Source organism: Streptomyces sp. CB02400, assembly GCF_001905725.1.
Classification (GTDB): Bacteria; Actinomycetota; Actinomycetes; order Streptomycetales; family Streptomycetaceae; genus Streptomyces; species Streptomyces atrovirens.
On sequence record NZ_LIWB01000008.1, the window covers coordinates 323,501 to 348,243 of the forward strand.

The 24,743-nt window shown below is 70.9% G+C and carries 23 protein-coding genes, 1 tRNA gene and 1 pseudogene; 10 read left to right on the top strand and 15 right to left on the bottom strand.

Annotation, left to right across the window (positions count from 1 at the left end):
- Position 1: 1 nt before the first annotated feature.
- Both AMK33_RS21510 and AMK33_RS21515 read left to right on the top strand, forming a co-directional pair.
- A complete protein-coding gene (locus AMK33_RS21510; protein WP_073934513.1) occupies positions 2 to 1,531 on the top strand; it encodes a hypothetical protein in 1,530 nt (509 codons plus the stop codon).
- Complete coding sequence (locus tag AMK33_RS21515; RefSeq protein WP_073934514.1) at positions 1,521 to 2,870, top strand: DUF4407 domain-containing protein; 1,350 nt, start codon at positions 1,521 to 1,523, stop codon at positions 2,868 to 2,870. The genes AMK33_RS21510 and AMK33_RS21515 overlap by 11 nt, the downstream gene beginning before the upstream one ends.
- Before the next feature lie 95 nt (positions 2,871 to 2,965).
- On the opposite strand, the gene AMK33_RS21520 is transcribed toward AMK33_RS21515, so the two are convergent.
- The 4 genes from AMK33_RS21520 to AMK33_RS21535 all read right to left on the bottom strand — a co-directional run bounded on the left by AMK33_RS21520 (position 2,966) and on the right by AMK33_RS21535 (position 7,301).
- Complete coding sequence (locus tag AMK33_RS21520) at positions 2,966 to 3,784, bottom strand: SAM-dependent methyltransferase (RefSeq protein ID WP_073934515.1); 819 nt, start codon at positions 3,782 to 3,784, stop codon at positions 2,966 to 2,968.
- Between the two features lie 89 nt (positions 3,785 to 3,873).
- Entirely contained in the window at positions 3,874 to 5,247 is a 1,374-nt protein-coding gene (locus tag AMK33_RS21525) for an MFS transporter (protein WP_073934516.1), read from the bottom strand.
- Positions 5,248 to 5,250: 3 nt separating this feature from the next.
- The gene (locus tag AMK33_RS21530) at positions 5,251 to 6,171 is read right to left on the bottom strand and encodes an amidohydrolase family protein (protein ID WP_073934517.1); all 921 of its coding nucleotides are present in this window, start codon (positions 6,169 to 6,171) and stop codon (positions 5,251 to 5,253) included.
- Positions 6,172 to 6,275: 104 nt separating this feature from the next.
- On the bottom strand, positions 6,276 to 7,301 hold the full coding sequence (locus AMK33_RS21535) for an amidohydrolase family protein (RefSeq protein WP_073934518.1): 1,026 nt from the start codon (positions 7,299 to 7,301) through the stop codon (positions 6,276 to 6,278).
- A gap of 207 nt (positions 7,302 to 7,508) precedes the next feature.
- Here AMK33_RS21535 and AMK33_RS21540 point away from each other — a divergent pair, with 207 nt between their 5' ends.
- The 4 genes from AMK33_RS21540 to AMK33_RS21555 all read left to right on the top strand — a co-directional run bounded on the left by AMK33_RS21540 (position 7,509) and on the right by AMK33_RS21555 (position 11,845).
- Positions 7,509 to 8,180 carry a response regulator transcription factor gene (locus tag AMK33_RS21540; RefSeq protein ID WP_073934519.1) on the top strand — a complete coding sequence of 224 codons (672 nt, stop codon included), beginning with the start codon at positions 7,509 to 7,511 and terminating at the stop codon, positions 8,178 to 8,180.
- 11 nt (positions 8,181 to 8,191) lie between these two features.
- Positions 8,192 to 9,601, top strand: a complete 1,410-nt coding sequence (locus tag AMK33_RS21545; RefSeq protein ID WP_073934520.1) for a sensor histidine kinase — start codon at positions 8,192 to 8,194, stop codon at positions 9,599 to 9,601.
- Positions 9,598 to 10,590, top strand: coding sequence for a TAXI family TRAP transporter solute-binding subunit (locus AMK33_RS21550; RefSeq protein ID WP_073934521.1), 993 nt, complete (start codon positions 9,598 to 9,600; stop codon positions 10,588 to 10,590). The genes AMK33_RS21545 and AMK33_RS21550 overlap by 4 nt, the downstream gene beginning before the upstream one ends.
- Before the next feature lie 118 nt (positions 10,591 to 10,708).
- Positions 10,709 to 11,845: a hypothetical protein gene (locus AMK33_RS21555; RefSeq protein WP_073934522.1), complete on the top strand. Its 1,137-nt coding sequence runs from the start codon at positions 10,709 to 10,711 to the stop codon at positions 11,843 to 11,845.
- Between the two features lie 65 nt (positions 11,846 to 11,910).
- Here the strand turns inward: AMK33_RS21555 and AMK33_RS21560 are convergent, their stop codons facing one another.
- Together AMK33_RS21560 and AMK33_RS21565 are read right to left on the bottom strand one after the other, a co-directional pair.
- Positions 11,911 to 12,198, bottom strand: a complete 288-nt coding sequence (locus AMK33_RS21560) for a DUF4190 domain-containing protein (protein ID WP_073934523.1) — start codon at positions 12,196 to 12,198, stop codon at positions 11,911 to 11,913.
- A 261-nt stretch (positions 12,199 to 12,459) separates the two neighbouring features.
- Positions 12,460 to 13,371 carry a LysR family transcriptional regulator gene (locus AMK33_RS21565; protein ID WP_073934563.1) on the bottom strand — a complete coding sequence of 304 codons (912 nt, stop codon included), beginning with the start codon at positions 13,369 to 13,371 and terminating at the stop codon, positions 12,460 to 12,462.
- An 80-nt stretch (positions 13,372 to 13,451) separates the two neighbouring features.
- Here AMK33_RS21565 and AMK33_RS21570 point away from each other — a divergent pair, with 80 nt between their 5' ends.
- Positions 13,452 to 14,423: an EamA family transporter gene (locus AMK33_RS21570; protein WP_073934524.1), complete on the top strand. Its 972-nt coding sequence runs from the start codon at positions 13,452 to 13,454 to the stop codon at positions 14,421 to 14,423.
- Complete coding sequence (locus AMK33_RS21575) at positions 14,420 to 15,106, top strand: NAD(P)-dependent oxidoreductase (protein WP_235618156.1); 687 nt, start codon at positions 14,420 to 14,422, stop codon at positions 15,104 to 15,106. Before AMK33_RS21570 ends, AMK33_RS21575 begins: the two co-directional genes overlap by 4 nt.
- Before the next feature lie 64 nt (positions 15,107 to 15,170).
- On the opposite strand, the gene AMK33_RS21580 is transcribed toward AMK33_RS21575, so the two are convergent.
- Positions 15,171 to 16,613, bottom strand: a complete 1,443-nt coding sequence (locus AMK33_RS21580) for a hydrolase (protein ID WP_073934526.1) — start codon at positions 16,611 to 16,613, stop codon at positions 15,171 to 15,173.
- A gap of 429 nt (positions 16,614 to 17,042) precedes the next feature.
- On the opposite strand from AMK33_RS21580, the pseudogene AMK33_RS21585 reads away from it, so the two are divergent.
- A pseudogene (locus tag AMK33_RS21585) lies at positions 17,043 to 17,288 on the top strand (hypothetical protein); the annotation flags it as partial.
- 196 nt (positions 17,289 to 17,484) lie between these two features.
- Here the strand turns inward: AMK33_RS21585 and AMK33_RS21590 are convergent.
- Positions 17,485 to 17,823: a MerR family transcriptional regulator gene (locus AMK33_RS21590; RefSeq protein WP_073934527.1), complete on the bottom strand. Its 339-nt coding sequence runs from the start codon at positions 17,821 to 17,823 to the stop codon at positions 17,485 to 17,487.
- A 1,085-nt stretch (positions 17,824 to 18,908) separates the two neighbouring features.
- Here AMK33_RS21590 and AMK33_RS21595 point away from each other — a divergent pair.
- The gene (locus AMK33_RS21595) at positions 18,909 to 19,268 is read left to right on the top strand and encodes a hypothetical protein (RefSeq protein ID WP_073934528.1); all 360 of its coding nucleotides are present in this window, start codon (positions 18,909 to 18,911) and stop codon (positions 19,266 to 19,268) included.
- Positions 19,269 to 19,370: 102 nt separating this feature from the next.
- Here AMK33_RS21595 and AMK33_RS21600 read toward each other — a convergent pair whose 3' ends face one another.
- From AMK33_RS21600 to AMK33_RS21630, 7 genes are all read right to left on the bottom strand, one after another.
- The gene (locus tag AMK33_RS21600; protein WP_073934529.1) at positions 19,371 to 19,679 is read right to left on the bottom strand and encodes an SCO5918 family protein; all 309 of its coding nucleotides are present in this window, start codon (positions 19,677 to 19,679) and stop codon (positions 19,371 to 19,373) included.
- Between the two features lie 50 nt (positions 19,680 to 19,729).
- The gene (locus AMK33_RS21605) at positions 19,730 to 20,134 is read right to left on the bottom strand and encodes a CBS domain-containing protein (RefSeq protein ID WP_073934530.1); all 405 of its coding nucleotides are present in this window, start codon (positions 20,132 to 20,134) and stop codon (positions 19,730 to 19,732) included.
- Positions 20,135 to 20,180: 46 nt separating this feature from the next.
- The gene (locus AMK33_RS21610; RefSeq protein ID WP_073934531.1) at positions 20,181 to 21,680 is read right to left on the bottom strand and encodes a DEAD/DEAH box helicase; all 1,500 of its coding nucleotides are present in this window, start codon (positions 21,678 to 21,680) and stop codon (positions 20,181 to 20,183) included.
- Positions 21,681 to 22,026: 346 nt separating this feature from the next.
- Complete coding sequence (locus AMK33_RS21615) at positions 22,027 to 22,230, bottom strand: cold-shock protein (RefSeq protein WP_073934532.1); 204 nt, start codon at positions 22,228 to 22,230, stop codon at positions 22,027 to 22,029.
- Positions 22,231 to 23,050: 820 nt separating this feature from the next.
- Complete coding sequence (locus tag AMK33_RS21625) at positions 23,051 to 23,275, bottom strand: cold-shock protein (protein WP_073934533.1); 225 nt, start codon at positions 23,273 to 23,275, stop codon at positions 23,051 to 23,053.
- A gap of 133 nt (positions 23,276 to 23,408) precedes the next feature.
- A tRNA-Phe gene (locus tag AMK33_RS42475) sits at positions 23,409 to 23,472 on the bottom strand.
- Between the two features lie 93 nt (positions 23,473 to 23,565).
- A complete protein-coding gene (locus AMK33_RS21630) occupies positions 23,566 to 23,790 on the bottom strand; it encodes a cold-shock protein (protein ID WP_073934534.1) in 225 nt (74 codons plus the stop codon).
- Between the last annotated feature and the right edge of the window lie 953 nt (positions 23,791 to 24,743).

A 24,743-nucleotide genomic window follows, 5' to 3' on the forward strand; every position in this document is an offset into this window, starting at 1 on the left:
TATGGCCGAGAACTATCCCCTCGTCGAGCAACGGGAGTACCGGCGGCCGGAGAAGCGCGTCGGCTGGCTGAACAAGCGCAGCGTGCGCGACGAGGACGAACTGCCCCTGATCGCCGCGCACCAGGTGCGCGTCTTCCGGGTCGGCGAGGAGTACGTCGAGGACCCCGGGCACCTGCGGCCCGACGACCCGCTGGTGACCGGGGCGAGCTCCGTCACGGTCGTCGACCGGCGGGTCGAGGTCCCGGTCGTGGTGGAGACCCGCATCCCGTCCGCCGAGGCGGGTGACTTCACCGTACGGACGACCTTCTACTGCACGGTGACGGACGCCTGCGCCGTCGTACGCGACGGCATCACCGACATCGAGGCCCTGCTGCTCGGCCATCTGCGCGAGGTCCCCGGGCTCACCGAGGACGGCAGCGACCTGCCGATCGTCGACTCGGACGCCGTACGGGAACGGATCGACGTCCGGCTGACCGCGTACCACGAGATGCGGCCCGCCCCGCTGTCCGGCCTGCGGGCCCGGCACGGACTGGTCGAGGTCCTCACCCCGGCGGAACTCGCCGAGGACATCGCCAAGCTCCAGGAGGAGCGCCGGCAGCGGGAACGCGACCGGGTCAGGCAGGAGTGGGAGCAGGAGTCCGCCCTCAAGCGCTCCTGGCTGGAGACCGAACTGGAGCTGAAGCGCGAGGAACTGCGCAACACCAGCGCGCTGCGCAAGGAACGCAACCGGCAGGAGGAGGAACTGGAGAAGGAGTACGGCCGGCAGAAGCACGAGACGCTGCTCTCCCGGTTCCGGCGCGAGTCCGGCGCCGAGGACCAGCGGCACGAGCTGGCGCAGCGGTCCGAGCGCAACCGCTTCAACCGGGACCAGCTCAAGGAGGACGTCCGGCTGATCGGCGCCGACCCGATCCTCGCCGACTTCAACGCCTGGCGGCAGGGCGACATCAGCGCCGACGAGCTGTCCCGGCGGCTGCACGCGGACGACGAGCGCCGGGCCGAGCTCACCGACCGGCGCCGGCGGGCCGAGCTGGAGGACGAGCTGACGCGGCGCGGCTTCGACCGGGACGAGGTGCGCTGGCAGGTGGAGCAGGACGACCGGCGCAAGGAACTCGAACGCCAGGCGGCACGCGAGAAGGAGGCCGCGCGGCAGCACGAGGAGAGCCGCCGCTGGGACATGAAGCACCAGGACCGGGTGCAGGCCCGCCACGAGGCCCGCGAGGACGCCCAACAACTGCACCGGGACCGTCACGAGCTGAACCAACAGGGGCTCGCCGCCTGGACCCAGCTGAGCAAGCAGGCCTTCGAGCGCGGGCTCTTCGACGGCCAGCTCAGCGACCCCGGCGCACACATCAACCGGGTCCAGGACATCTCGTACGACGGGGGCCGGCCGGCGCCGGAGGACGGCACCGGGCGGGAGGTCCCGGGCGCCGCCCCGAGGAGCCTCTCGCAGGGCGAGCCCGCCGGCTTCGACGAGGACGACGCCGACCTGGACCTCGGAGGCACCGACTCGGAGGCGAACCTTGGCCACTGACACGTCCCTGCGCCTCGCCGACAGCGCGCCCTACGACGACGACCCGGGCGCCGGCCGCCCCGTCCCCATGGCGGCCACCGGCCCCGGGACGCGGCTGCGCCGCCTGATCGGCATCGACGAGGCACTGCTGTCCTGGGTGCCGGAGGAGCGCACCCGCTACACCTGGTACGGCGCGCTCGTCCTCAACACCGCGCTGCTCGGCGCCCTGTCCATGTCGCTGGCGCTCGGCAGCTTCCGCTCCGACCTGCCGCTGGTGGCGGTGCTCGGGGTCGCCGCGGTCTGGTTCTGGGTGGTGCTGGCCATGGACAGCTGGCTGGTGTCCAGCACCCACGGCACCACGGTCAAGAAGTGGTCCCTGGTGCTGCGGCTGTTCCTGTCGGTGCTCCTCGGCCTGTTCATCGCCGAACCGATCCTCTTCCAGATCTTCGACAAGGAGATCCGCCAGGAGATAGCCGTCGGCAACGAACAGAAGGTGGCCGACTACCGGGGCATGCTCGTCGCCTGCAACCCCACCGGCGGCGAGTCCACCGCCGGCCGCCCGGAGTGCGCCCGCTACCAGCTCAAGGTGGCCGGCTCCCCGGCCGAGCTGGCGGAGCAGATCAAGAGCAACAAGGCCGACATGAAGACCCTGCAGAGCCGGGTCACCGAGATCAACAAGACCCTCGACGGCAAGATGGCCACCGAGCAGCGGGAGTGCGGCCGGGACCACTGGATCCGCAAGGGCGGCGGCTGGGACGTCACCATCACCTGCGAGCGGGCCCGCAAGGACTCCTCCTCCTACCGCACGACCAGCAAGATCGACACGTACGAGAAGCAGCTCGCGGGCATGCGGGACAAGGCGGGGACCCTGGAGGCCAGGAAGAACCGGGCCGCCGACGCCTACCAGCCCCTGCTGCAGGAGGCCGTCGACACCAAGACCCGTCAGCGGGCCGAGGGCCTCGACTCGGAGGGCATCCTCACCCGCGCGCACGCCCTGCGCACCGTCGCGGACTCCGACGGCTTCGCCCTCTTCATCACCGTCGTCCTGCACCTGCTGCTGCTCTCCCTGGACGCCCTCCCGGTCCTCGCCAAGTTCATGAGCGGCGCCACGATGTACGACCGCCTCCTCGGCTCCCGCTTCGACACGAGCCGCCGGCTGCACACGGAGGAACTCCAGGTGCAGCAGGCGTGCGCGCGCATGGAGCACGAGGTGCGCCGGCACCGGGTGGAGCAGGAGACGAAGGAGCGCATGCGCCGCACGGAGCACGAGTACCAGCGGGCACAGGCGGAACGGGCGGCGCGGGAGCGGACGGAGCTGGAGGAGCGGATGGACCGGATCATGCGGACGAGGAGGGCCTGAGCGAACGGCCGGGCGGGGCGGTCCGGGGCCGATCCGGGCCGATCCGGGGCCGGCCCTCCTCGGAGGCCGGCCCCGGTCGTCGCGCCGCCGGGCGATCAGGGCTTGCGGCCCACACCGCAGTAGGCGTCCACGGCCGCCGCGCCGCTCCCGTCCCCGTCCGGCCGCCACTCCGGCACCCGTACGACGCCCGGCTCCACCAGCTCCAGCCCGTCGAAGAACCCGGTGATCTCCTCGACGCCGCGCACGTGGTACGGCACGGCGCCGCTGGAGTTGTACGCCTCGGACGCGGCGATCATGCCCTCGCTGGTGGCCGTACTGTCGCTGACCACCAGGTGGCTGCCCGGGGGGAGCCCCGCCATGAGCCGGCGCACCAGGTCACGGGCCTGTCCGTAGTCGGAGACATGACCGAGCGTGTTGAGGATCATCAGGGCGACCGGCCGGGACAGGTCGAGCGTCCCGGCGGCGGCCCGCAGCACGGCCTCCGGGTCGTACAGGTCGGCGTCGAGGTACGCCGTCCTTCCCTCGGGTGTGCTGGTGAGCAGGGCGTTCGCGTGGGTGAGGACGATCGGGTCGTTGTCGACGTACACGATCCGGGAGTCCGGGGCGACGCGCTGGGCCACCTCGTGCGTGTTGTCGGCGGTCGGCAGCCCCGTGCCCACGTCCAGGAACTGCCGTATGCCCTGCTCACCGGCGAGGTACCGGACGGCCCGCCCCAGGAACCGCCGGCTGGTGTGCGCCACGTCGACCAGCCCGGGGAAGATCCCCTTGATCTGGTCCCCTATCTCCCGGTCGACCTCGTAGTGGTCCTTCCCGCCGACGAAGTAGTTCCAGAACCGCGCCGAGTGCGGCTTGGTCGTGTCGATCCGGGCACGTGTCGCGAAACCGGAACTGTCCTGGGCGATGTCCTCGGACACGGGCGAGCCTCCTGGGGTGGACGGTCACAGGCCGGTTCCCCAATCTAGGGGAACCGGCCTGTGGACACCGGGAGTTCGCGGACGCGCGATCACTGCGTCGGCACGGTCTCCGGTTTCCTCTCCGGGGCGGCCGCGCGGGCCTGCCGGGTGCGCGGTCCGAAGACGGCCAGGGCGACGGCCCCGACCAGCCAGGTCCCGGCGATGAAGTAGAAGACGCTCTGGTAGCCGCTGCTCTGGTAGAGCGCCGCGACGATCAGCGGGCCGGCGGCGTTCGACAGCCGGCCGAGGCCGTAGGAGACGCCGGTGCCCAGCGAGCGGCCGCGGGTGTCGAAGAGTTCGGGGGAGTAGGCGTAGGCGAGGGCCGTGTAGCCGCGCTCGAACATGTTGACCAGGAAGCCGAAGACGATGATCAGCACCGGGTTGAAGGTCAGCCCGTACAGCAGGCCGCACAGCGCGATGACCGTACCGAAGGCGGCCAGGCTCCACTTGCGTTCGAAGCGGTCGGTGACCAGGGACGCGAGATACGAGCCCAGCGGCGCGCCGACGGTGGTGAGCGCCACGTAGAAGACGGACTTCTCGACGCTGAAGCCCTCCTTGGCGAGCAGCGTGGGCGCCCAGCTGGAGAAGCCGAAGAAGCCGATGGTCTGCGTCACCCACAACACCGTGAGCAGCAGCGTCGGGAAGAGGTACTTCCTCCGCAGCAGCAGGCGCACCGGGGTCCGGGTCGACGGGGTCTCCTCCACCGGGGGCGCCGGCTCGGGGAGGGGGCCCTTCTCCGCGGTGACGCTCGCCTCGATCTCCCGCAGCACCTCGTCCGCCTTGGCGTGCTCGCCCCGGCTCTCGTACCAGCGCGGCGACTCCTTCAGCCGCTTGGTGAACAGGACGAGCAGGATGCCCAGCGAGCCCCAGAGGTAGACCAGCCGCCACGACCAGTCGTTGAGGGGCACGACCGCGCTGGCGATGAGGTTGGTGGCGGGGGTGCCGCAGATGCCGATGACGATGGCGTACGCCTGGAACTTGCCGCGCACGGCGGCCGGGTACATCTCGTTGACGTAGATGACGGCGACGACGGTCATCGCCGCCAGGCCCGCCGAGGTGAGCACGCGGAACACGCCCAGCGACACGATGTCCCAGGAGAACACCGAGACGAACGAGAAGGCGCCGAACCACACGGTGGTCAGCATCAGGGTCCGTTTGCGGCCCCACCGGTCGGCCATCGCCCCGGCGACGATCGACCCGAGGAACATGCCGACGAACGACAGCGAGGTCACGTAGGCGACCTGGTCGATGGTCACGCCCCACAGTTTGATCAGCTTGGGCGCGGTCGTCGCGAACGTGTTGATGTCCGCGAACTCGAAGAAGTAGGCGAAGGAGACGGCCACCAGTGTGACCTTGTGGAACCGGCCGATCGGCAGCCGGTTCAGCCGGTTCAGCGCGTTGGCGTGCGCAGGTGACTGCTGCATGGTTCAGATCTCCTCGCCGGGCCAGTACAGGTTCATCGGGTTGTCGACGAGCAACTTGCGCCGCTGCTCGGCCGTGACCGCGACGCGCGGCACGTAGTCGACCAGGAGGCCGTCGTCGGGCATGTGGTCGGTGAGGTTGGGGTGGGGCCAGTCGGTGCCCCACAGCACCCGGTCGGGGAACTCCTCCACGACGCGGCGGCCGAAGGGCACGACGTCGGCGTACGGGAGCGGTGCGCCGTCGAGGGCGGCGGGCCCGGTGACGCTGAGGCGTTCGGGGCACGTCACCTTGACCCAGACGTCACCGGTGTCGACGAAGCGCAGGAACCGGGAGAACTCCGGTCCGTCCGCCGGCCGGGTCACGTCCGGCCGGCCCATGTGGTCCACCACCAGCGGGGTGGGCAGCGAGGCGAAGAAGTCCTCCAGGTCCGGCAGGTCGGCGCTCTCGAAGTAGAGGACGACGTGCCAGCCCAGCGGGGCGACCTTGTCCGCGATCACCCGCAGGTCGCCTTGGGGCGAGGCGTCGACCAGACGCCGTACGAAGTTGAACCGCACCCCGCGCACGCCCGCCGCGTGGAGTTCGAGCAGTTCGCCCTCGGTGACGTCCGGACGGACGGACGCGACACCGCGCGCCCGGTCACCGGCCGACCGTACGGCGTCCACCATGGCGGAGTTGTCGGTGCCGTGGCAGGTGGCCTGCACGACGACGGTGCGGGCGACGCCCAAGTGGTCCCGCAGCGCGAACAGTCGGTCCTTGCCCGCGTCGCAGGGCGTGTACTTGCGCTGCGGCGCGAAGGGGAACGCGGCCTGCGGACCGAAGACGTGGCAGTGGGTGTCGACGGTGCCCGGCGGGAGCCGGAAGGCCGGCCTGGACGGATTCGGGTGCCAGTCGAGCCAGCCCGGGGTCTTGGGGGAGGCGGTGGGCATGGGTCTCCTCGGGGAAGGGGAAGGGGAAGCGGGGGGCGGGGACGGGGTGGGACGGGGCCTGCGGGGAAGGGGGAACCGGGCGGGGGCCGGGGCCTCCGGTTCGGTCAGCGGCCCTGGCGCCTGAGCAGCGCGTCCAGGCGCGGGTACACGGCGCGGGCGTTGTGCTCCTGGATGGCGGCGAGGTCGGCGGCGGGCAGCGCGGCCGCCTCGGCGTAGCGGCGGGTGTCGTCGAAGTGGTGGCCGCTGCACGGGTCGACGTCGCGGACGGCGCCGATCATCTCCGAGGCGAAGAGGATGTTCCTGGTCGGTACGACGTCGAACAGGAGGTCCGTGCCCGGCTGGTGGTACACGCAGGTGTCGAAGAAGACGTTGCCCAGGACGTGCTCCTCCAGCGGCGGCTTGCCGAGCGCCATCGCCAGGCCCCGGAACCGGCCCCAGTGGTAGGGCACCGCGCCGCCGCCGTGCGGGATGACCAGGCGCAGCTCGGGGAAGTCGGCGAACAGATCACCCTGGACGAGCTGCATGAACGCCGTGGTGTCGGCGTTCAGGTAGTGCGCGCCGGTGGTGTGGAAGGCGGGGTTCACGCTGGTGCTGACGTGGATCATCGCCGGGATGTCGTACTCGGTCATCTTCTCGTAGACCGGGTACCACGAGCGGTCGGTGAGCGGCGGGGCGGTCCAGTGGCCGCCGGACGGGTCGGGGTTCAGGTTCAGTGCGACGGCGCCGTACTCCTCGACACAGCGGACCAGTTCGGGGAGGCAGGTGGCGGGGTCGACACCGGGTGACTGCGGGAGCATCGCGGCGGGCACGAAGCGCTCCGGGTACAGCCGGCTCACGCGGTGACAGAGTTCGTTGCAGATCGCGGCCCACTCGGAGGAGGTCCGGAAGTCCCCGACGTGGTGCGCCATGAAGGAGGCGCGCGGCGAGAAGACCGTCAGGTCGATGCCGCGTTCGTCCATCAGCCGCAGCTGGTTCGCCTCGATGGTCTCGCGCAGCTCGTCGTCACCGATCCGCAGATCCGCGCGGGCCGGGGCCCGGGTGGGATCGGTGAGCCCGGCGATCTGCCTCTCCCGCCAGGCCGCCAGGGCCGGCGGGGCGGTCGTGTAGTGGCCGTGGCAGTCGATGATCATGGCTGGTTCCTCTGCTCCGGTGCGTCGTCCTCGACCGCTGCAGCCTGGCTCCGCCCGCCACGGCGGAGGAGACGACCGGGCACAGAACTAACCTCCCCTTAACATTCCGGGCCCGGGGCGTCCGGCCGCGCCCGGAGGGCACCGCCGGCCGTGGTCTACATTCGGAACCGGAGACTCCTCAACGTGGCCGGAAGGAGGTGGGCGGGGATGCAGATACTGCTGGCCGAGGACGACGACGGGGTGGCCGCGGCACTCGTCGAGGTCCTCTACGACCACGGCCACGACACCCGGCGGGTCCGCAACGGCAGGGACGTCCTGACCTACCACCGCAGCGCCGACCTGCTCCTCCTCGATCTGGGCCTGCCCGACGTCGACGGCCTGGAGGTGCTGCGCGGACTGCGGGCGGTGAGCGACGTCTCCGTACTGATCCTCACGGCGCGCGGCGACGAGCGCTCCGTGGTGCGCGGACTGCGGCTCGGCGCCGACGACTACCTGGTCAAGCCGGTACGGCTCACCGAACTGCTCGCCCGGATCGAGGCCGTCACCCGGCGCACCGCGTCCCGCCCCGCCGCACCGGCCGCCCCCGCCGCACGCACGGTCCGCGCCGGTGACGTCGAGGTCGACCTCGACGCGCGCCGCGTCCGGGTGGACGGCACGGAGGTCGACCTGACCGCGAAGGAGTTCGACGTCCTCGCGGCACTGGCCGCACGGGCCGGTACGGCGGTCAGCCGGGAGCAGCTCCTGGACGAGGTGTGGGGCGACGCCCACCACGCCGTGTCCCGCTCCCTCGACGTCCACCTCACACAGCTGCGCGCCAAGCTGCGCCGCCCCGGCCTGCTCACCACGATCCGCGGCTTCGGCTACCGCTTCGGGGACTGAGGGACCGGCGCGTGCGTACCCGGGTCCAGACCGTGCTGCTGGTGTTCGGCATCCTCGTGGTCGCCGCCTTCGCCGTCCCCCTGCTGCTGTTCACCGCCTCCGACCGCACCCAGCAGCTGGTGCTCGCCCGCGGCTCCGCCCTCGACCGCTTCTCGTCCCTGATGGACCAGGCGGCGGCGACCGGCGACACCTCCGCGGTCGTCGCCGAGGCCCGGCGCTACACCGAGCTCTACGGCGAACCCCTCGTCGTCACCGACGTCCGCCGGGTCCCCGTCGTCCAGACCGGAGGCATGCGGGCCGCCGACCCGGCCGTCGCCCCGCTGATCGACGCGGCCCTGCGCAACCAGACCGCCCACCCCAAGGCCCCCCTGCGCCCCTGGTCCCGCGGCCACCGCACGTTCGCCGAGCCCGCCGGCACCGGCACCCGGGTCACCGGGGCCGTCGTCATGCGGGCGTCGGTGGAGACCGCCGCGCGGGACATCACCCGGCGCTGGGCGGCCGTACTGGCCGGGACGGCCCTGGTCGCCCTCGCCTGCACGGCCCTCGCGCGGGCCGCCACCCGCTGGGTGGTCAGCCCGCTGCGCCGGCTCGACCGGGCCGTGGGCCAGCTCGCCGCGGGACTGCCGCCCGAACAGACCAGCGGCGGCGGCCCGCCGGAACTGCGCCAGCTGGCCACCGGCTTCAACCGCATGGCGGGCACCGTCACGGCGGCCCTGGAGCAGCAGCGCCGGCTCGTCGCCGACACCTCCCACCAGATGCGCAACCCCATGGCCGCGCTCCGGCTCCGCGTCGACGCCCTGCGCGCCCACCTGCCCGCCTCCGCCGACCGCACGTACAACGGCGTCACCGGCGAGCTCGACCGGCTGGAGAACCTCCTCGACGACATGCTGGCCCTCGCCACCGCGGAGCACCGGGCCGGGGAACTGACGGTGACCGACGGCACGGACGCCCGGTGCGACGCCGCCGAGGTCGCGCTGGGCCAGCACCGGCGGTGGGAACCGGTCGCCCGCCGCGCCGGAACCGGCCTCACCACCGACGCCCCCGTCCCCGTCGCCGTCGCCTGCACGGACCGCGAGCTGATCCAGATCACGGACATCCTCCTGGACAACGCCATCAAGTACGCGGGCGGCCCCGGCGCCCGGATCACGCTCGCCTGCGGCGTCGAGGGCCCCTTCGCGGTGCTCACGGTGACGGACGACGGCCCCGGCCTGGACGCGGACGAGCTCGCCCAGGCCACGACCCGGTTCTGGCGCTCGACCCGCCGGACCGGGACGACGACCGGTACGGGCCTGGGGCTGGCGATCGCCGAACAGCTCCTGACCGGCCGGGGAGGCCGGCTGGAACTCGGTCCCGCGCGGCCCCGGGGACTGCGGGCCCGTGCGCTCGTCCCGCGCGCCACCGCCGAGGGCGGTACGCCATGACCCCGCTCCCGGACCGCCGTACCGTGCTGCGCACGGCCGCCGGATCGACGGCCGGCGTCGCACTCGGCGGTGTGCTCGCCGGTGACGCCTCACGGCAGGGCCCCGGACCGGGCGGCGTCCTGCGTCTGGCGACCGGTGAGCCCACGGCCTTCTACGCGGCCTTCGGCCGGCTCCTCGCCGCCGAGGTCGAACGGGCGCACCCCCGGCTGAGCTGCCGCGTCCGCACCACGGCGGGCAGCATCGCCAACATCGAGCTGCTCCGCGACGGCCGCGCCGACCTCGCGCTCGCCCTCACCGACACCGCGCGCGCCGCCCGGGACGGCGGCCTCTTCGCGCGCCCGGTGCCCCTGCGTGCGCTCGGCAGGCTCTACGAGACCTACCTCCAGTTCGCCGTCCGCGCCGACTCACCCGTGCGCACCGTGTCCGACCTGGCCGGACACAAGGTGTCGCTCGGCGCCGTCGGATCGGGCGCGGCCCTCCTCGGCGAACGCGTCCTCGACGCCGCGGGCCTGTCACCCGGCACCGACGTCCCCGTCCTCCACCTGCGGCTGGCCGAGGCGGCCGACGCCGTACGGACCGGCGCCGTCGAGGGCCTGCTCGTGGCGGGCGGCGTACCGCTGCCCACCCTCACCGGCCTCGACGCCGACCCCGGACTGCGGTTCCTGCCGCTGGCCGGACTGCTGCCCCGGCTCGGCGGCCACGACGGACTGGCCGGCTCGGGCCTGGAGGAGGTGCCGTTCCCGCAGGGCGCCTACCGCGGCGCGGGCGGCGTCGCCACCATCGGCGTGTCCAACCTGCTGGTGTGCCGCCCCGGCCTGGACCCCGCCGTCGCCGACGCGGTCACCCGCCTCCTCGTCCTGCGCGCGAGCGCCCTCGTCCCCGCCCACGCGGTCGGCGCCCAGTTCCTCGACGTCCGCACCCTGATCGGCACCGGCAGTGTCCCCCTGCACCCCGGCGCGGTCTCGGCGTACCGCTCGCTGCACGGCTGAACGCGCCCGGACCGGCCGGCTCGCTGGTGTCCGTGACCACGGTTGCGTAGGTTGACGGGTGAGCGTCGGGCGACGAGGGACGGGGGCCGGTGTGGGGCCGGGCGACGGATTCGTTCTGATGGACAACACCACGATCTTCGGGGCCCGCAGGGCCTATGAAGCGGGCTCCGCGGAGTCCTCCGGCGTCGATCTGCGCTCGCTCATGGACGTCCTGGAGGCCGTCGTCCTCCTGGAGGGCTTCACCGTCGACAACTCCAGCAGGGAAGAGGAGGTCGACTGGCCCGAGCTGTACGACGTCAGCAGGGTGAACGGCGACTTCTTCCAGGAGACGGCCCTCGTCGCCGAATCGGGCGAACTGCACGCCGGACTCCTCCGGGACAGCGCGGCGCACGTGCTGCGCCTGGTGCGGTCGGGCCAACTCCTCGACGACCTCGGCTTCATCACAGCCTCGGACGACATCAGGACCCTGCCGCCGCTCTACCGGGACTCGGCGCAGTTCGTGGACCTGACGACGGAGGGGGTCGACAGACCGTACGAGCAGGCCGTGGCCCGGCAGTTGTGGGACCTGACCCGGGTCCTCGACGAGAGCGGCCCGGTCGTACGCGGACTGGCCCACTTCGCCTTCCGCGGCTTCTACTACCAGGGCATGGCGTCCTCGGCCGGCGTCCCCTACATGCCGCACACCTGGCGCTCCACACTGATCCGGAACCACCTGGCGCCCCGGCGGGCCCGCTTCGCCGACCTGGTGAGGGACAAGGTCGGCCTGGTCAGGGACGGGATGCGCGAGCGGGTCAACGGCGAGTTCGGCGGCGGCGCCGCGATCTCGGCGGACTTCCCGCTCATCGCCTCGTACGTCGTCGGTCAGTGCGACAGCCGGGCGACCCTGCTGAGGACCGCGGTCGAGGTCCGCCGCAGCGCCAAGGCGACCGCCCTGCGGACATGGATCCACGGCATCGAGTCGAAGCTCGGCAACCAGGAAGATCTCGTCGCCATCAGGGCGGCCCAGGACGAACTGAACGCCCTCGTCCACGAGACCGAACGCGAACTCGGCCTGACCCGGGAGGAGAAACAGCAGGTCACCCTCACCCTGGGAGTGCCCATGCTCTCGGCCGAGACGACGACCGCCCTCCCCCTGCACACCCGCCGCCCGCGCCTGCTGCGGCCCCGCCGCCCCCACCTGGTGTTCCTCCGGGAACTGGCCCGCGAGTCCGCCCGCCTGGCCCCCTTCGACGTCGCCTTCCAACGCCTCGGCTGACACAAGCGGTGCGGGTGGGTACCCGGTACCCACCCGCACGCCTCGCTCGCGTTCCCGCGGGGCCACTAGCCGCCCACGTACCAACTGAACCCGCCACTGCTCGCGGCGAAGGCCAGCAGCACGAGCCACAGGACGATGTCGACGACACCGAGGACGATGCCGGCCTTCGCCATCCCGGCGCCGTTCTTGACGGCTGCCTGACGGCGGGCGACGGCACCGAAGACGATGGCCAAGGGGCCGAGGACGATGTTCAGGAAGAACAGTCCGATGATGCCGCAGCACAGGCTCGCCACCGCCAGGCCATTGGTGCGCGAGCCGGAGGACGCGGCAGATGAGCTGCCGTAACTCGTCATTGGATACTCCCGGTTGTCGGTTGCACGGACCGAACGGGCCGCGGTTTCCTCACTCTTGACTTGCTCGTTCCGAATGCCCCTTCCGGGCACTCCCATGCCGACGGCCCCGTCACCGGGCCGGCCCGTACCGCGGCCCCGGTCCCTGGACGGGGGCGACGGCTCAGGGGATCAAGGAACCGATCAGCAGGAAGACCGGAGGAACCGACACCGGTCGGCCCGTGCGCCAGGGCGTTCCCGAGCCGGCGAGGACGCGGGGCGGTGTCACGTGTGCCGCGTCCGTTCCGGCGAGGGCGGACCGGCCCCGAGGAGGTCGAGCATCGCCCGGGTGGCCGGGCTGGGGTTGAAGTGGTTCCACACCAGGTACTCGATGCGACGCGGCCCGTCGACCACCGGGACCAGCGCCAGTCCGGGGGCGTCGGTGGCCCGCGGCCGGATGAACGCCGACGGCAGCAGCGCGATGCCGAGCCCGCGCCCGATCAGCCGGGTGATCAGCTCCACGACACCGGCTTCGTACGCGACCTGACGGACCAGACCCGCGGCGGCGAACGCCTGATCGGACTGGGCCCGCGCGGGCGTCCCGCTCACGAAGTCCACGAACGTCTCTTCGGCGATCTCCCGCAACGCGACCCGGGAAACGCCCGCCAGCCGGTGCCCGGCCGGCACCACCAGCACGTGCTCGTCATGAGCGAGAACGACACACTCCACACCGGAGGGCCGTTCGCTCTCCGGCATCCCGAGGAAGGCGATGTCCAGGTCGCCGTCCCGGACCGCCGCCGCCAGTTCGTCGCTGCGTCCGGAGCGGAAGGCGACCTGGACGTCCGGGTGCCGGGCGCGGTACCGCTGCAACAGCTCCGGTACGTCCACGGCAGCCGTCGTCACGATCACGCCGACGGCGAGCCGGCCGCGTACCAGGCCGGTCGCGGCGGCGGCGTCGGCGGCGGCGCGGTCGGCGGCGGCCAGGCACTCGCGTGCGCCGGCGACGAACGCCGCTCCCGCGGGGGTCAGCTCGACGCGACGGCTGGACCGGGCGAACAGCTTGACCCCGAGCTCCCGTTCCAGGCCGGCGATCCGGTGACTGAGCGACGACTGCACCACGAAGCAACGCTCGGCGGCGCGGGTGAAGTTACGGGTTTCGGCCACGGCGACGACGTAGCGCATCTGCTGGAGATCCACGCCGTCATCGTTCTGGTTCATGGCTGTGATGACAAGCATGTGTTGGACTCATGACGGGGCTCGTTCCGAGACTTCATCCCATGCAGACTTCGACCGGACGGGCACCGGACCCGCCACGCGTCCCGTACGGGAGGCGGGCGGCCACCGTCGCACTGACCGCCCTCGCCCCCGCGTCCTGGGGCACCACGTACGTCGTCACCACGGAACTGCTCCCGCCCGGGCATCCGCTGTTCGCCGGGATGCTGCGCGCCCTGCCCGGCGGGCTGCTCGCGCTGGCGGTCACCCGCGTGCTCCCGCGCGGGGACTGGTGGTGGAAGGCCACCGTCCTGGGCGCGCTCAACATCGGTGCCCTGTACCCCCTCTTGTTCGTGGCGGCCGAGCGACTCCCCGGCGGTGTCGCCGCCACCCTCGGTGCCACCCAGCCGCTGCTGGTCGCCGGGCTGGCCGTCGCGCTGCTCCACGACCGGCCGACGGCCTGGCGGTTGACCTGGGGCGTGCTCGGCGCGGTCGGCGTCGGACTCGTCGTACTGGGGCCGCAGGCCCGGCTGGACGCCGTCGGGGTCGTCGCCGGCCTCGGCGGTACGGCCACCATGGCCGCCGGAATCGTCCTCACCAAGCGGTGGGGCCTCCCCGCGGGTGTCGGCCCACTGACCCTGACCGGCTGGCAACTGACGGCGGGCGGCCTGCTCCTGCTCCCGCTCACCCTCGTGATCGAGGGGGCGCCGCCGCACATCGACGCCTCAGCCGCCGCCGGATACCTGTGGCTCGGCAGCGTGGGCGGACTGATCGCGTCCACGCTGTGGTTCCGCGGGATCGGAAAGCTGCCGGTCGGAGCGTCCGCACCGCTGGTCCTGCTGTCCCCGCTGGTCGCGACCGTCATCGGCGTCGCGCTGGGCGAGGCGTGGAGCCTGCCGCAGACCTGCGGCTTCGCCCTGGCTCTCGCCGCGTTGCTCGCGGCACAGCTCGATCCGGCACGCGACGGACCGGCGGAGGCCCGGACCCGAGAAGACCGGAAGCACGACGACCGCATACGAGAAGGACGGACCCGATGAGGACAGGCATGACGATCGCCGTACTGGGCGCCACCGGGATGGTCGGCAGCCGGGTGGCCGACGAGGCGAGCGCACGCGGACACCGGGTGCTCGCCCTCTCCCGGAAACCCGGGAGTGAGAACCCGGGGAGTCCGAAGAACCCGAACGTGACGCCGGTCGCGGTCGACGCGAACGACCCGCACGCCCTGCACGAGGCACTTGCAGGCGGTGCCGCGGACGCCGTCGTACTGACCGTACGGACCGTGCCGGTCGACGAGGAGTTCCTGGTCGGCACCACCCGTACGGTGCTGGACATCGCCGCACGGCTCGGGATCCGCGTCCTCGTGGTCGGCGGCGCCGGCGCGTTGCGCAGCCCCGGTGACCGCGATCTGCTGGTCGCCGACAACCCGGCGTACGTGCCCGCCGGGATCAAGGCCGTCGCCGCCGCCGGAATCGCCCAGCTGCGGACCTGCCGGTCCCACGCCGACGCCGATCACGTCTACCTGAGCCCACCGGCCCTGCTCGAACCCGGCGAACGGACCGGCCGCTACCGGCGCGGCACCGACACCTTGCTCGTCGACGCCGACGGCCGGTCCCGGATCAGCGCCGAGGACCTGGCCGTCGCCGTGGTCGACGAACTCGAGACCCCCGGCCCCGACCACCACATCACGGTCGCCCACCACGGCGGACACCCGTCGGCGTGAGCCGGCCGGCCGGCGGGCGGGCAGCCGATCGCGCCGGGCGGTCACCGGACCCGTACGGCCCGGCTCACACCGTGAGACTGAACGCTTCGATCCACGAGTCGTTGTCGTAGGCGCCGGCGTAGGTGAGGTCGAGCGCGTCCCCGGGCTTGTCGCATATCAGGCCGAGCCAGGCGTCGCCGTGGACGTAGGTGGAGTGGCAGACGTTGCCGTTGCCACCGTCGACGTTGATGCCGAACCCCAGCATGTTCGGGGCGTCCTCCTCGGTACTGCCGACGTAGTTGTCGATGCCGTCGGCGGCACTGCTCCACGCCTCGGGGTAGTGCCCGGTGTCATCGGCCGACCCGGGGTTGGGGACGAAGGCGTTGCTGGATGTGCCCTTGGTTCCGGACACGGCGATGTTGACGGCCGTGAGCGGCGTCCCCGAGCCCGCCGTGCCCGTTGTCTCGCCGTCACACACGGGGTCGGTCCAGCCCTGGCCCGCCACGTAGGCCCGGTAGCAGATGTGCCGTCCGCCCGGATCCTCCGCGGCCAGTTGCTGGACGGCGGTCGCCGCGGTCCTCTCCGGCGCCTCGGCCTCCTTCTCCTCGGAACCACCACCCCCCGCCCCGGCTCCGTCTCCGGCTCCGCCGGCCTGCTGCGTCCCGGCCGGGGCCGGGGGCGCCGAGACACCGGCGGACGGGGCGGCCTTCGGCGCGTCGAGGGACGGTGAGGGGGCGGGCGGCAGCGTGCTGCCGGCGGCTTCCTGGAGCCTTTCGGTGGCGGCGCTGCGGACCTCGGGCTTGTAGGCGATCCACAGCATCACGAACGCGACCGCCAGCGCCATGGAGACACTGAGGAAGGCCGCCAGCCAGCGCGGCAGGAAACCCCGCTGCACGTACGTGCCCTCCACGTCCAGCGGCGCCACACCCGACCGCTGCACCGCCAGGGTGTAGGGCCGGTGCTCCGCCGACCCGAACCAGATGATCTGCCGCGGCTTCAGCGTCGTCTTCACGAACGCCGCACGGCCCGGCTCGATCTGCACATTGCTCGGATGGATGTCGTACGACAACTGATCACCGTTGTCGCTGCCGCTCACCGACGCCGTCAGCTTCGTGTTGCCCAGGTTGTCCACGGCCAGCCTCGGGCGGCCACGGAAACGGCCCTTCACCGTCGCCGGCACCAACTCCGCCCGCACCTCCGTGAACGGGGTGACGGTGATGTTCCCCTCCGGAACCGTCGTCGCCTCCGGGTGCTCCGTCGGCGTGATCCGCACCGCGTACGGATTCGGTCCCGCCGTCGCGTCCGGCGTACGCGGCGGAGCGAACGTCAGCTCCACCGTCCCCGTGGTCCCCGGGTACAACCGCAGCGCCTGCGGCTCCACGACGGCCCAGGGCGCGAGAGGACCCACCACCTCGAAGCGGTACTCGTCCACCACGTCACCGGTGTTGCGCAGCCGCAGTCGCACGGTCGTACTACCACCCGGGTCCACAGTCGCGGAGGCGGGCTCGAGGGAAGTCCAGAGGCTCACTCCCGGACGTTAAACGCGGCAATGGCGCCAAGTCAGGAACCCACGGGGCACGATGAGTGCCCGAAGAGGCGGAACCGGCTGCCCGCCCTCCCGGAACCGGAATCCCGCCGACCCCTCAGCGGGACGCCACGACTTACGGATCGACGAAGCGACCGTACGGTGTGCCGCAGGCACGGAGGCCCTCCCACTCATCGGACGAGGGCCTCTGACCAGGTTTCTCTCCGTGCCCCCGGCAGGATTCGAACCTGCGGCACCCGCTTGAGGAGTTCGATCAGCGACTGTCCGCGCTGTGGCGTCCTGCGGTTACGTCGGTCGTCCCAGGTGGCTCAAGGCTGCCGAGGTGCACGGTCGTCGATGCAGGCGTGGATGCCGGCCCTCCACCAAGTGCGGGCAGGAACAGGGTTCCGGCGGGGCGGCGGGACGATCGGCTGCGCCGCGGTGATCAGCGCGAGCCGCAAGCCGCGTCGCCGGGTGGCCGGGTGGCCGCGCCGCCGGGTGGCCGGCCTGGTGATCGCCGCCATCGCCGTGGCCGAGGACCTTCCCCTCTTCACCACCGACCCCGACGGCTTCAAAGGACTGGACGATCTCCTCACCGTCGTACCGGTCACCCGGCCGAAGGTGCCCCACGAAGGCTGGTGCCGGGTCGGTGGGAACGCAACGGACTGTGCGGTGTGAGCGTGGCACGGGGCTCGTGCAGGCCCCGACCCGCCCGGACGGGGGCTCAGCCGGCCTCGGACAGTTCCGGTCGGCCCCTGGTCGCACCAAGCACTACGTCCAGGGAATCCTTTCGGACACGGGCACCGTCCCCGCGCGTCACATTCCGGCCATGCGTGTGGGTGAGGGCCCGTCGATACCGGCGGGCCCGTTCACCTCAGGCTCCGGCCGGTGGATCGGACGGTCCGCCGGCGCGTCGGTATTCGGCGTTGATGCGCTGGGCTTCCTCGAGCTGGTCCTCGAGGACGATGATCCGGCATGCGGCCTCGATCGGGGTGCCCTGGTCGACGAGTTCACGCGCGCGTGCCGCGATACGCAGTTGGTAGCGGGAGTAGCGGCGGTGTCCGCCCCCGGAGCGCAGTGGTGTGATCAGTCGTGCTTCGCCTATGGCGCGGAGAAAGCCGGGAGTGGTACCGAGCAACTCGGCGGCCCGGCCCATCGTGTAGGCGGGGTAGTCGTCGTCGTCGAGACGGCCTAGCGACTCGTCTGCTGTCATCTCACCTCTCTGTGGAACGCGTGGAGGGGCCCTGGTGCCGTACGGCACCAGGGCCCCGAAGGAACTACAACACCATCTGCCGACCCTAGTACTGTGTCGGCCTTCTGTTTCCGCACGGCCGTCCGGTACTCCGACGGGGGTGCGGGGATCGCGGATGCGTGACCGGAGACCACCTGCCTATCGATGTCCTGCGGTACCCGGGCTCGCGTCTTTCGCCCGGGCGATCCTGATGGCGCTCGACTCCTCCGTTCTTCCCTCTCGATCAATCACTTGCGAACGGGAACTGCGTACTGCTTGTACTGCTGGTACCGCGAACTGCTGGTGGCCTTACGCAGCGCCACCTTCCGGCAGTCGGCCCCGTCGCCCGTCCTGCGTCTTGCTCGGGCCGGGAACCCCACTGTCGAATCTCCCCGGCACGCGCGTCCGCAGCCCGACGCCTTCACCGGGGGCACCGCTCAATACAGCACTGCTGGTACTGCAACCGCGTCAACTGCGGTCCTGCTCACGGCGGCCCCTCGTCACTGCGGGCCACCCGGTCCGGTCGTCAGTCCCGTCACCGTCGTACGACAACCCGGCTTCGAAACTCCACCACCGCACCGTCCTGCGTGTACTGCTGCCCGGCAGTTCGTGTCTGCCGGGCCTTGATTGATCTCGGCTACGAGAGAAACCATAATCGCGAGTGCTGCGAATGTCTACTTCGGCGAGCATAGATTTGGTGCGTTCGACGATGAGGTATCCCCTTGGGCCGGTCCGCGCATGCTTGGGGCCGCCCGCGGCACGGATCCGGCGTACGGGTGAGGCCCGGAGCTGCCCGCTGGGCTTTCCGTGACGCCGCCGACCGGCGCGGCGCCTCGACTGCGATTCGGGGTCCCCTCCGGCAGGCACGGCGGCTCGGACGGATCGGCGGGGTGGCGGACGGCCCACCCGGTCACCACCGAGCGGCCGTCCACCATCCCGGCTCGCAGCCGTCCCGCATGCGCACTCCTGACCTGTGCTGCGGCACCGGGGGGCCGTGGGCGCTCGTCCTGCCCGTTGGTTTCACCACCCGAGCCGCCCGGACGGGCAGGTGCATAGAATCCGATCTCATGCCGAAGCCTGACGAGCTGATCGTTGACATCGCCGCCCGTGTGGAGTCCGGGCAGAGCAATCAGATGTCCCTGACCGTGGTCACCGGTGGTGCTGTCATCACCGGTCGCCTGGCTCCCGAAGCCGTGTGGAGGCGGAGGGTGTCGGAGGTGCTGACGGACTCCGCCCGCCTGGGCGAGTTCTCCACCGTCTTCGACACCCCCGCGAAGCAGGAGGGGCCGCCCACGCATCTGCACTTCCATGTCGCCCGGATCCTCCAGGGCGCGGTGGGGATCCCGGAGACGGGCGGGATGTACCGCGTCGCGATCGAGGACGTCAGTGCCTGGACCGTGGGCGACTTCAGTTACTCCGACCACTGACCCATCGCCACGCCGAGAGCGGCATGGCACGCAGTGAGGGCCCTACCGGTACGCGCCGGTAGGGCCCTCACTGCTCTGTTCGGCTCGCGCCCGCCCCGTCGGTCAGATGGACAGGGGGGTGCCGAGCAATGCGGAAGCCCGCTGCAACGGGCCTTCGAGGCGCGTCGGTGCGGCCTCAGGACGGGTGCGACAGGTGAAGCCGAGCCGGGACATGGCCCGGAGGACTTCGCCGGCGCTGAAATCGCGGCGGTCCTGGCGGGTGATGACCTGGCCGACCTGCTTGGCGGGGTAGTGGCGTCGTCCGATGAGCACGGACTCGCCGGTGACCGGCTCGGGCTTGACGCCCTTCATCGATTCCAGCACGCCGTCCTTGGTCAGCTCGAACGGGAAGCGGGCGATGACACAGCGCATGATGCCTCACAGGGGAGAAGAAGGGACGGGGCCGACCGCCGTGAAGCGGTTCAGCGGGGGAGGGCGAGGACACCCGGAGCGTTGCCGTGTTCGTCGACCACGGGCAGGGCCCCGAGCCGGCGGCAGCGCATCGCGCGCTCGGCTTCGGTCCTCGTGGTCAGCGGCGGGGGGAAGGGCCCGATGACGTCGGCGATGTCACGCAGACGGATCCGGTCCGTGTATCCGGAACCGTCACGAACGGCCGTGAGCCCGGCCCGTGTGACCAGGCCGGTGCACAGACCGTCCTCGTCGCAGACGATCAGATGACCCGTACGGGCGGCGGCCATCACGGACAGCGCCACCTCCACGGTCATGTCCTCCCAGACCTGCGGTCCGGCCGCGTCCATGGCGTCGGCCGCCGTACCGTGCACGGGGTGGGCACTCGCCGGGCGGAACTGCGTCTGGACCAGCGTCAAAGGGTGCCTCCTGCGGAGTCGGGTCGGTTTCCTGATCATGAAGGTTCTATGCGGCCGTACCGACGGGGGACCGCCGCGGTACGGGCGCGCGCCGGGCCGCCGGAGCGGGGCGGCGACGGCCGCGTGACGTGCCGCCGCGCTTCTTGGGGCGTTCGACCGCCGGTGCGGTGATGACGACCGGGATGCCGGAGGGGGCCTGGGCTCCGGTGATGCGGTGCAGGGCCTCCTCGCCGACGCGGACCTCAGTGGTCTGCGGGACGATGCCTGCCGCTGCCATGAGGCGGGTCATGCCGCGGCGCTGGTTCGGGGTGACCAGGGTGACGACGCTGCCGGACTCGCCGGCGCGGGCCGTACGGCCGCCGCGGTGGAGGTAGTCCTTGTGGTCGGTCGGCGGGTCGACGTTGACGACGAGGTCGAGGTTGTCGACGTGGATGCCGCGCGCCGCGACGTTGGTCGCCACCAGCACGTTGACGTGCCCGGTCTTGAACTGCGCCAGCGTGCGGGTGCGCTGCGGCTGCGACTTCCCGCCGTGCAGGGCGGCGGCCCGGACCCCGCTGTCCAGGAGATGCGCGGTGAGGCCGTCGACGGCGTGCTTGGTGTCGAGGAACATGATCACGCGGCCGTCGCGTGCGGCGATCTGGGTGGTGGCCGTGTGCTTGTCGGCGCCCCGGACATGCAGCACATGGTGCTCCATCGTCGTGACCGCGCCGGCCGAGGGGTCGACGGAGTGCACGACGGGGTCGCTGAGGTAGCGGCGCACGAGCAGGTCGACGTTGCGGTCGAGGGTGGCGGAGAACAGCATGCGCTGACCCTCGGGGCGGACCTGGTCGAGAAGGGCGGTGACCTGCGGCATGAAGCCCATGTCGGCCATCTGGTCGGCCTCGTCGAGGACGGTGACGGAGACCTGGTTCAGTCGGCAGTCGCCGCGGTCGATGAGGTCCTTGAGGCGTCCCGGTGTGGCGACGACGACCTCGGCACCACCGCGCAGCGCGCTTGCCTGCCTGCCGATCGACATCCCGCCCACCACAGTGGCCAGCCGCAGCTTCACGGAGCGGGCGTACGGGGCGAGCGCGTCGGTCACCTGCTGCGCCAGCTCACGCGTCGGTACGAGGACCAGCCCCAGCGGCTGCCTGGCCTCGGCGCGCTGCCCGGCCGTACGGGCCAGCAGCGCCAGCCCGAAGGCGAGGGTCTTGCCGGAACCGGTGCGGCCACGGCCGAGGACGTCCCGGCCGGCGAGGGAGTTCGGGAGGGTCGCGGCCTGGATCGGGAACGGTGCGGTCACGCCTTGCGAGCCGAGCGCGGCCAGCAGCTCCCGGGGCATGTCGAGATCGGTGAAGCCCTCCACGGCGGGAAGCGCGGGGGTGATCGTCTTGGGGAGGGCGAACTCTCCCTGGACCGCGGCGGGCCGACGGCCGTAACTGCCGGAGCGGCTCGGTCCGCCGGACCGGCGCGGGGCCGACGAACCGAATCGGCTGCCACCCCTTCCGGAGTCGGCACCGCCGTCACGGGTGCGGGCGAAGCGGTCGTTCGGGCGTGTGCGGTTCATGCGGAACCTTCCTTGATGCGGCACATATCAAGGAATTCCCGCAGCGATGAGCGGCATGGAGAATTTCAGGAATGGGCCGGTAGAACGCGACAGCGAATCTGGCCGACGGAAAATCCGTGCGGGCGCAGGCGCTGAAATGAGTGACGCGATGTGGGCGCGATGTTCGGGCGTCCACGGCGATGCGGCTGTGCAGGGACGCGTCTGCACCCCTGAAGGGCGACCCGTGTGCGGTGAGCCTACGTATTTCCTGGTTGTCGTCCACAGGTGAAATCACTGCGGGAAATGCGAGCAGCTGGGGCCCGCACCCCGAAGGATGCGGGCCCCAGCTGCAAAGTGCGCGTCGGTGTCAGGCGAGAACGATGTTCTCGGCCGTCGGGCCCTTCTGGCCCTGCGCGATGTCGAAGGACACCTTCTGGCCCTCGAGCAGCTCTCGGAAGCCTTGGGCGGAGATGTTCGAGTAGTGGGCGAACACGTCGGCGCCGCCACCGTCCTGCTCGATGAAGCCGAAGCCCTTTTCCGCGTTGAACCACTTCACGGTACCAGTAGCCATGTCATTTCTCCTTCGGGGCAGTGCGTCGGAGTCCGCACCGTGCGGAACCCGTGTCGCCGCGATGATCACCCACCCGGAAAATGCCGGATACACAAGAGCTTCCAGCGGTACAGAAACCGACCGGAGAGCATGTGAAGTTTCGGGAACCACAACTGCAACTGAGATCGACGGTAGCACGCCGCAGCAGCCTGTGTGCGGTGAAGAATCCCACTCTGCTTATCGCGACAGGGAATCTGTCCGCATGTCCCGCTGAAATCTCAGTTCGCGGGCACAGCTATTGATTCACCAGGAGCGCAACGTTTCGGGAAGTACGGGGCGCGGTCGGCGTAAGGACTGCCCCCGAAGGGCCCCACCTCGTCTCCGTCGATAATGCTGAGCCGCCTGCGGTGTGACGGCGCGATCGACCGTCCACGATCATCGGCGAGGCCGGTGACGGTTGGTTCTGGGCCGATTTCCTCGTGCCTCCGCAACTTGTGGAGCGCGCTCGGGCTTTTCCGTCCCGGCGGTCGGCCTGACACCCGTAACTGAGGGTGCCTGTCGGTGTACGGTCAGCGGGCAGTCGGGGGAGCCGGCGAGTCGTCGGAGTGAGGTGCGGGCGGCGTCTCGTCGGACCTTCTCGACTCGCACGGAGTGTCCGGCGAGGAGCTGATTCATGTCGTCGGTGTCGGGGGTGAAGACGGTTGCCTCAGCTCCCTGCGCGGCTTCCTGCCCGGCCACGGCCGCCAGAATTGCGTCGATGGCGTACTTGTGCCCATGCAGGCCGGCTGTCTTCAGCAAGTCGCGAGCCATCGTTCGTTGTCGTTGATGTCAGCCGGTGATGTCAGGCGGGTCGAGGCACGATGTTCACGGCCCGGTAGCTGTACCCGTCCTGTTCGAAGCCGGGGGCTTCCCACTGGAGGTCTACTCGCTGTCCCGGCGACAGCGTTCGGAAGCCCTTCATCTGGATGTGGGAGAAGTGGCCCCAACATCCGCCGGGAGTCTCGGGGGAGTCGAGCACGCCCCATCCTTCCTCGGCGTGCCACTCGCGGACAGTCGCAGTCACCATGGGGGAACCTTACGGCTCCGTCTGCGCCGGCATACCGGGGACCTCAGCTTGGGACGCCCAGAGCTGCACGACCCCGGACACGACGAAGGGCCGGTCCGGGAGGGAAACCCTCCTGAGCCGGCCCTTTGCTCTGTGCCCCCGGCAGGATTCGAACCTGCGACACCCGCTTTAGGAGTTCGATCACCTTGTCGCACGGCGTGCCGAAAACGGGGCTCAGTGGTCGCTCGTGGGTCCGGTCGTGGCCGCTTCGGTGCGCCATCGTTCGTTGTCGTTGATGTCAGCTGGTGATGTCAGGCGGGTCGAGGCACGATATTCACCGCCCGGTAGTCGTACCCGTCTTGCTTGAAGCCAGGGGCTTCCCACTGGAGGTCTACTTGCTGTCCCGGCGACAGCGTTCGGAACCCTTCCATCTGGATGTGGGAGAAGTGGCCCCAACAACCTCCGGGAGTCTCAGGGGAGTCCAGCACGCCCCACCCTTCCTCGTCGTGCCACTCGCGGACAGTCGCAGTCACCATGAGTGGAACCTTACGGCTCCGTCTGCGCCGGCATACCGGGGACCTCAGCTTGGGAAGCTTGGGTCCTCCGCACTCGATTGGCGCACTGACCTGCTGCGCAGCGGCGTCACGACATGTGGACGTGCTCGGTGAGTGACCGCTGTTCCCCGTGGCTTCCCGCGCTATCTGGCACGGGTCTGGCACGGTGCTTACCGCGGTCCTGGCGGCTTGGGGACACCCTTGTCCATCAGCGCGTTTGTGAACTCAACGGCGAACCGGTGTGTCTCAGGTGACACGTTGGTGGGCTCGCTGGCGTACCAGCGGAAGGTATCCGGGTTTCGCTCAGCCTCGTGCAACCAGCGGGTCAGGCGGTGAAGCTCTCCTTCGCTGAGCCTGGTGGCGGCCTGATGAACCCACGTCTCATCTGGCCCGGTGTACGTCCCCAGAGCCATAACGGCCAGTTCCACCACGTCCGGAGCGAAGACGGACCGGCATAGATTGCGAGTATCAGGAAAGACCGGCATACGCCGAGGATGCGGTGTCCAGGGTGGCAGGGCAATAGAGAGTCGTCGCCGACTTCTCACCCCTGACGCCGGCCGGACTGTACACGTGACCTCTTCGTCCCGAAGTAACTTACGTGAGGGTGCTGCCTTGGGCTGGGGTGGCTTTCACCTGCGTTGATGGTTCGCAGACGTCCGCGATCGTCCGACGGTGTCCGTCGGCGTTGTCACGCAGTGAGACACTCATTGATGGCGGGAGCATCTGTATCCGTAAGGTGCAGCACCAGGCCTCTTGCACCCTCGATCCAGCTCCATCACGGCGTCCGCGCCGCTGCCCTGGTGGCATCTACCCCATCCGGCCGTACTTGATAGTGACCAGGTCTCCGAGTGCCGCCAGAGGCGTTGAGAGGTACGGCTAGGCCCAATACCGGTGATTTAGGTTGTTTTCCGGCTGGTTGAAGTGGCTCTGGTCGG

Excerpts from the sequence above, each read along its gene's own strand:
- AMK33_RS21510 (WP_073934513.1), top strand. The coding sequence starts at position 2 with ATGGCCGAGAACTATCCCCTCGTCGAGCAACGGGAGTACCGGCGGCCG.
- AMK33_RS21525 (WP_073934516.1), bottom strand. The coding sequence starts at position 5,247 with ATGCAGCAGTCACCTGCGCACGCCAACGCGCTGAACCGGCTGAACCGG.
- AMK33_RS21530 (WP_073934517.1), bottom strand. The coding sequence starts at position 6,171 with ATGCCCACCGCCTCCCCCAAGACCCCGGGCTGGCTCGACTGGCACCCG.
- AMK33_RS21535 (WP_073934518.1), bottom strand. The coding sequence starts at position 7,301 with ATGATCATCGACTGCCACGGCCACTACACGACCGCCCCGCCGGCCCTG.
- AMK33_RS21540 (WP_073934519.1), top strand. The coding sequence starts at position 7,509 with ATGCAGATACTGCTGGCCGAGGACGACGACGGGGTGGCCGCGGCACTC.
- AMK33_RS21550 (WP_073934521.1), top strand. The coding sequence starts at position 9,598 with ATGACCCCGCTCCCGGACCGCCGTACCGTGCTGCGCACGGCCGCCGGA.
- AMK33_RS21555 (WP_073934522.1), top strand. The coding sequence starts at position 10,709 with ATGGACAACACCACGATCTTCGGGGCCCGCAGGGCCTATGAAGCGGGC.
- AMK33_RS21560 (WP_073934523.1), bottom strand. The coding sequence starts at position 12,198 with ATGACGAGTTACGGCAGCTCATCTGCCGCGTCCTCCGGCTCGCGCACC.
- AMK33_RS21570 (WP_073934524.1), top strand. The coding sequence starts at position 13,452 with ATGCAGACTTCGACCGGACGGGCACCGGACCCGCCACGCGTCCCGTAC.
- AMK33_RS21575 (WP_235618156.1), top strand. The coding sequence starts at position 14,420 with ATGAGGACAGGCATGACGATCGCCGTACTGGGCGCCACCGGGATGGTC.
- AMK33_RS21590 (WP_073934527.1), bottom strand. The coding sequence starts at position 17,823 with ATGACAGCAGACGAGTCGCTAGGCCGTCTCGACGACGACGACTACCCC.
- AMK33_RS21595 (WP_073934528.1), top strand. The coding sequence starts at position 18,909 with ATGCCGAAGCCTGACGAGCTGATCGTTGACATCGCCGCCCGTGTGGAG.
- AMK33_RS21600 (WP_073934529.1), bottom strand. The coding sequence starts at position 19,679 with ATGCGCTGTGTCATCGCCCGCTTCCCGTTCGAGCTGACCAAGGACGGC.
- AMK33_RS21610 (WP_073934531.1), bottom strand. The coding sequence starts at position 21,680 with ATGAACCGCACACGCCCGAACGACCGCTTCGCCCGCACCCGTGACGGC.
- AMK33_RS21615 (WP_073934532.1), bottom strand. The coding sequence starts at position 22,230 with ATGGCTACTGGTACCGTGAAGTGGTTCAACGCGGAAAAGGGCTTCGGC.
- AMK33_RS21625 (WP_073934533.1), bottom strand. The coding sequence starts at position 23,275 with ATGGTGACTGCGACTGTCCGCGAGTGGCACGCCGAGGAAGGATGGGGC.
- AMK33_RS21630 (WP_073934534.1), bottom strand. The coding sequence starts at position 23,790 with ATGGTGACTGCGACTGTCCGCGAGTGGCACGACGAGGAAGGGTGGGGC.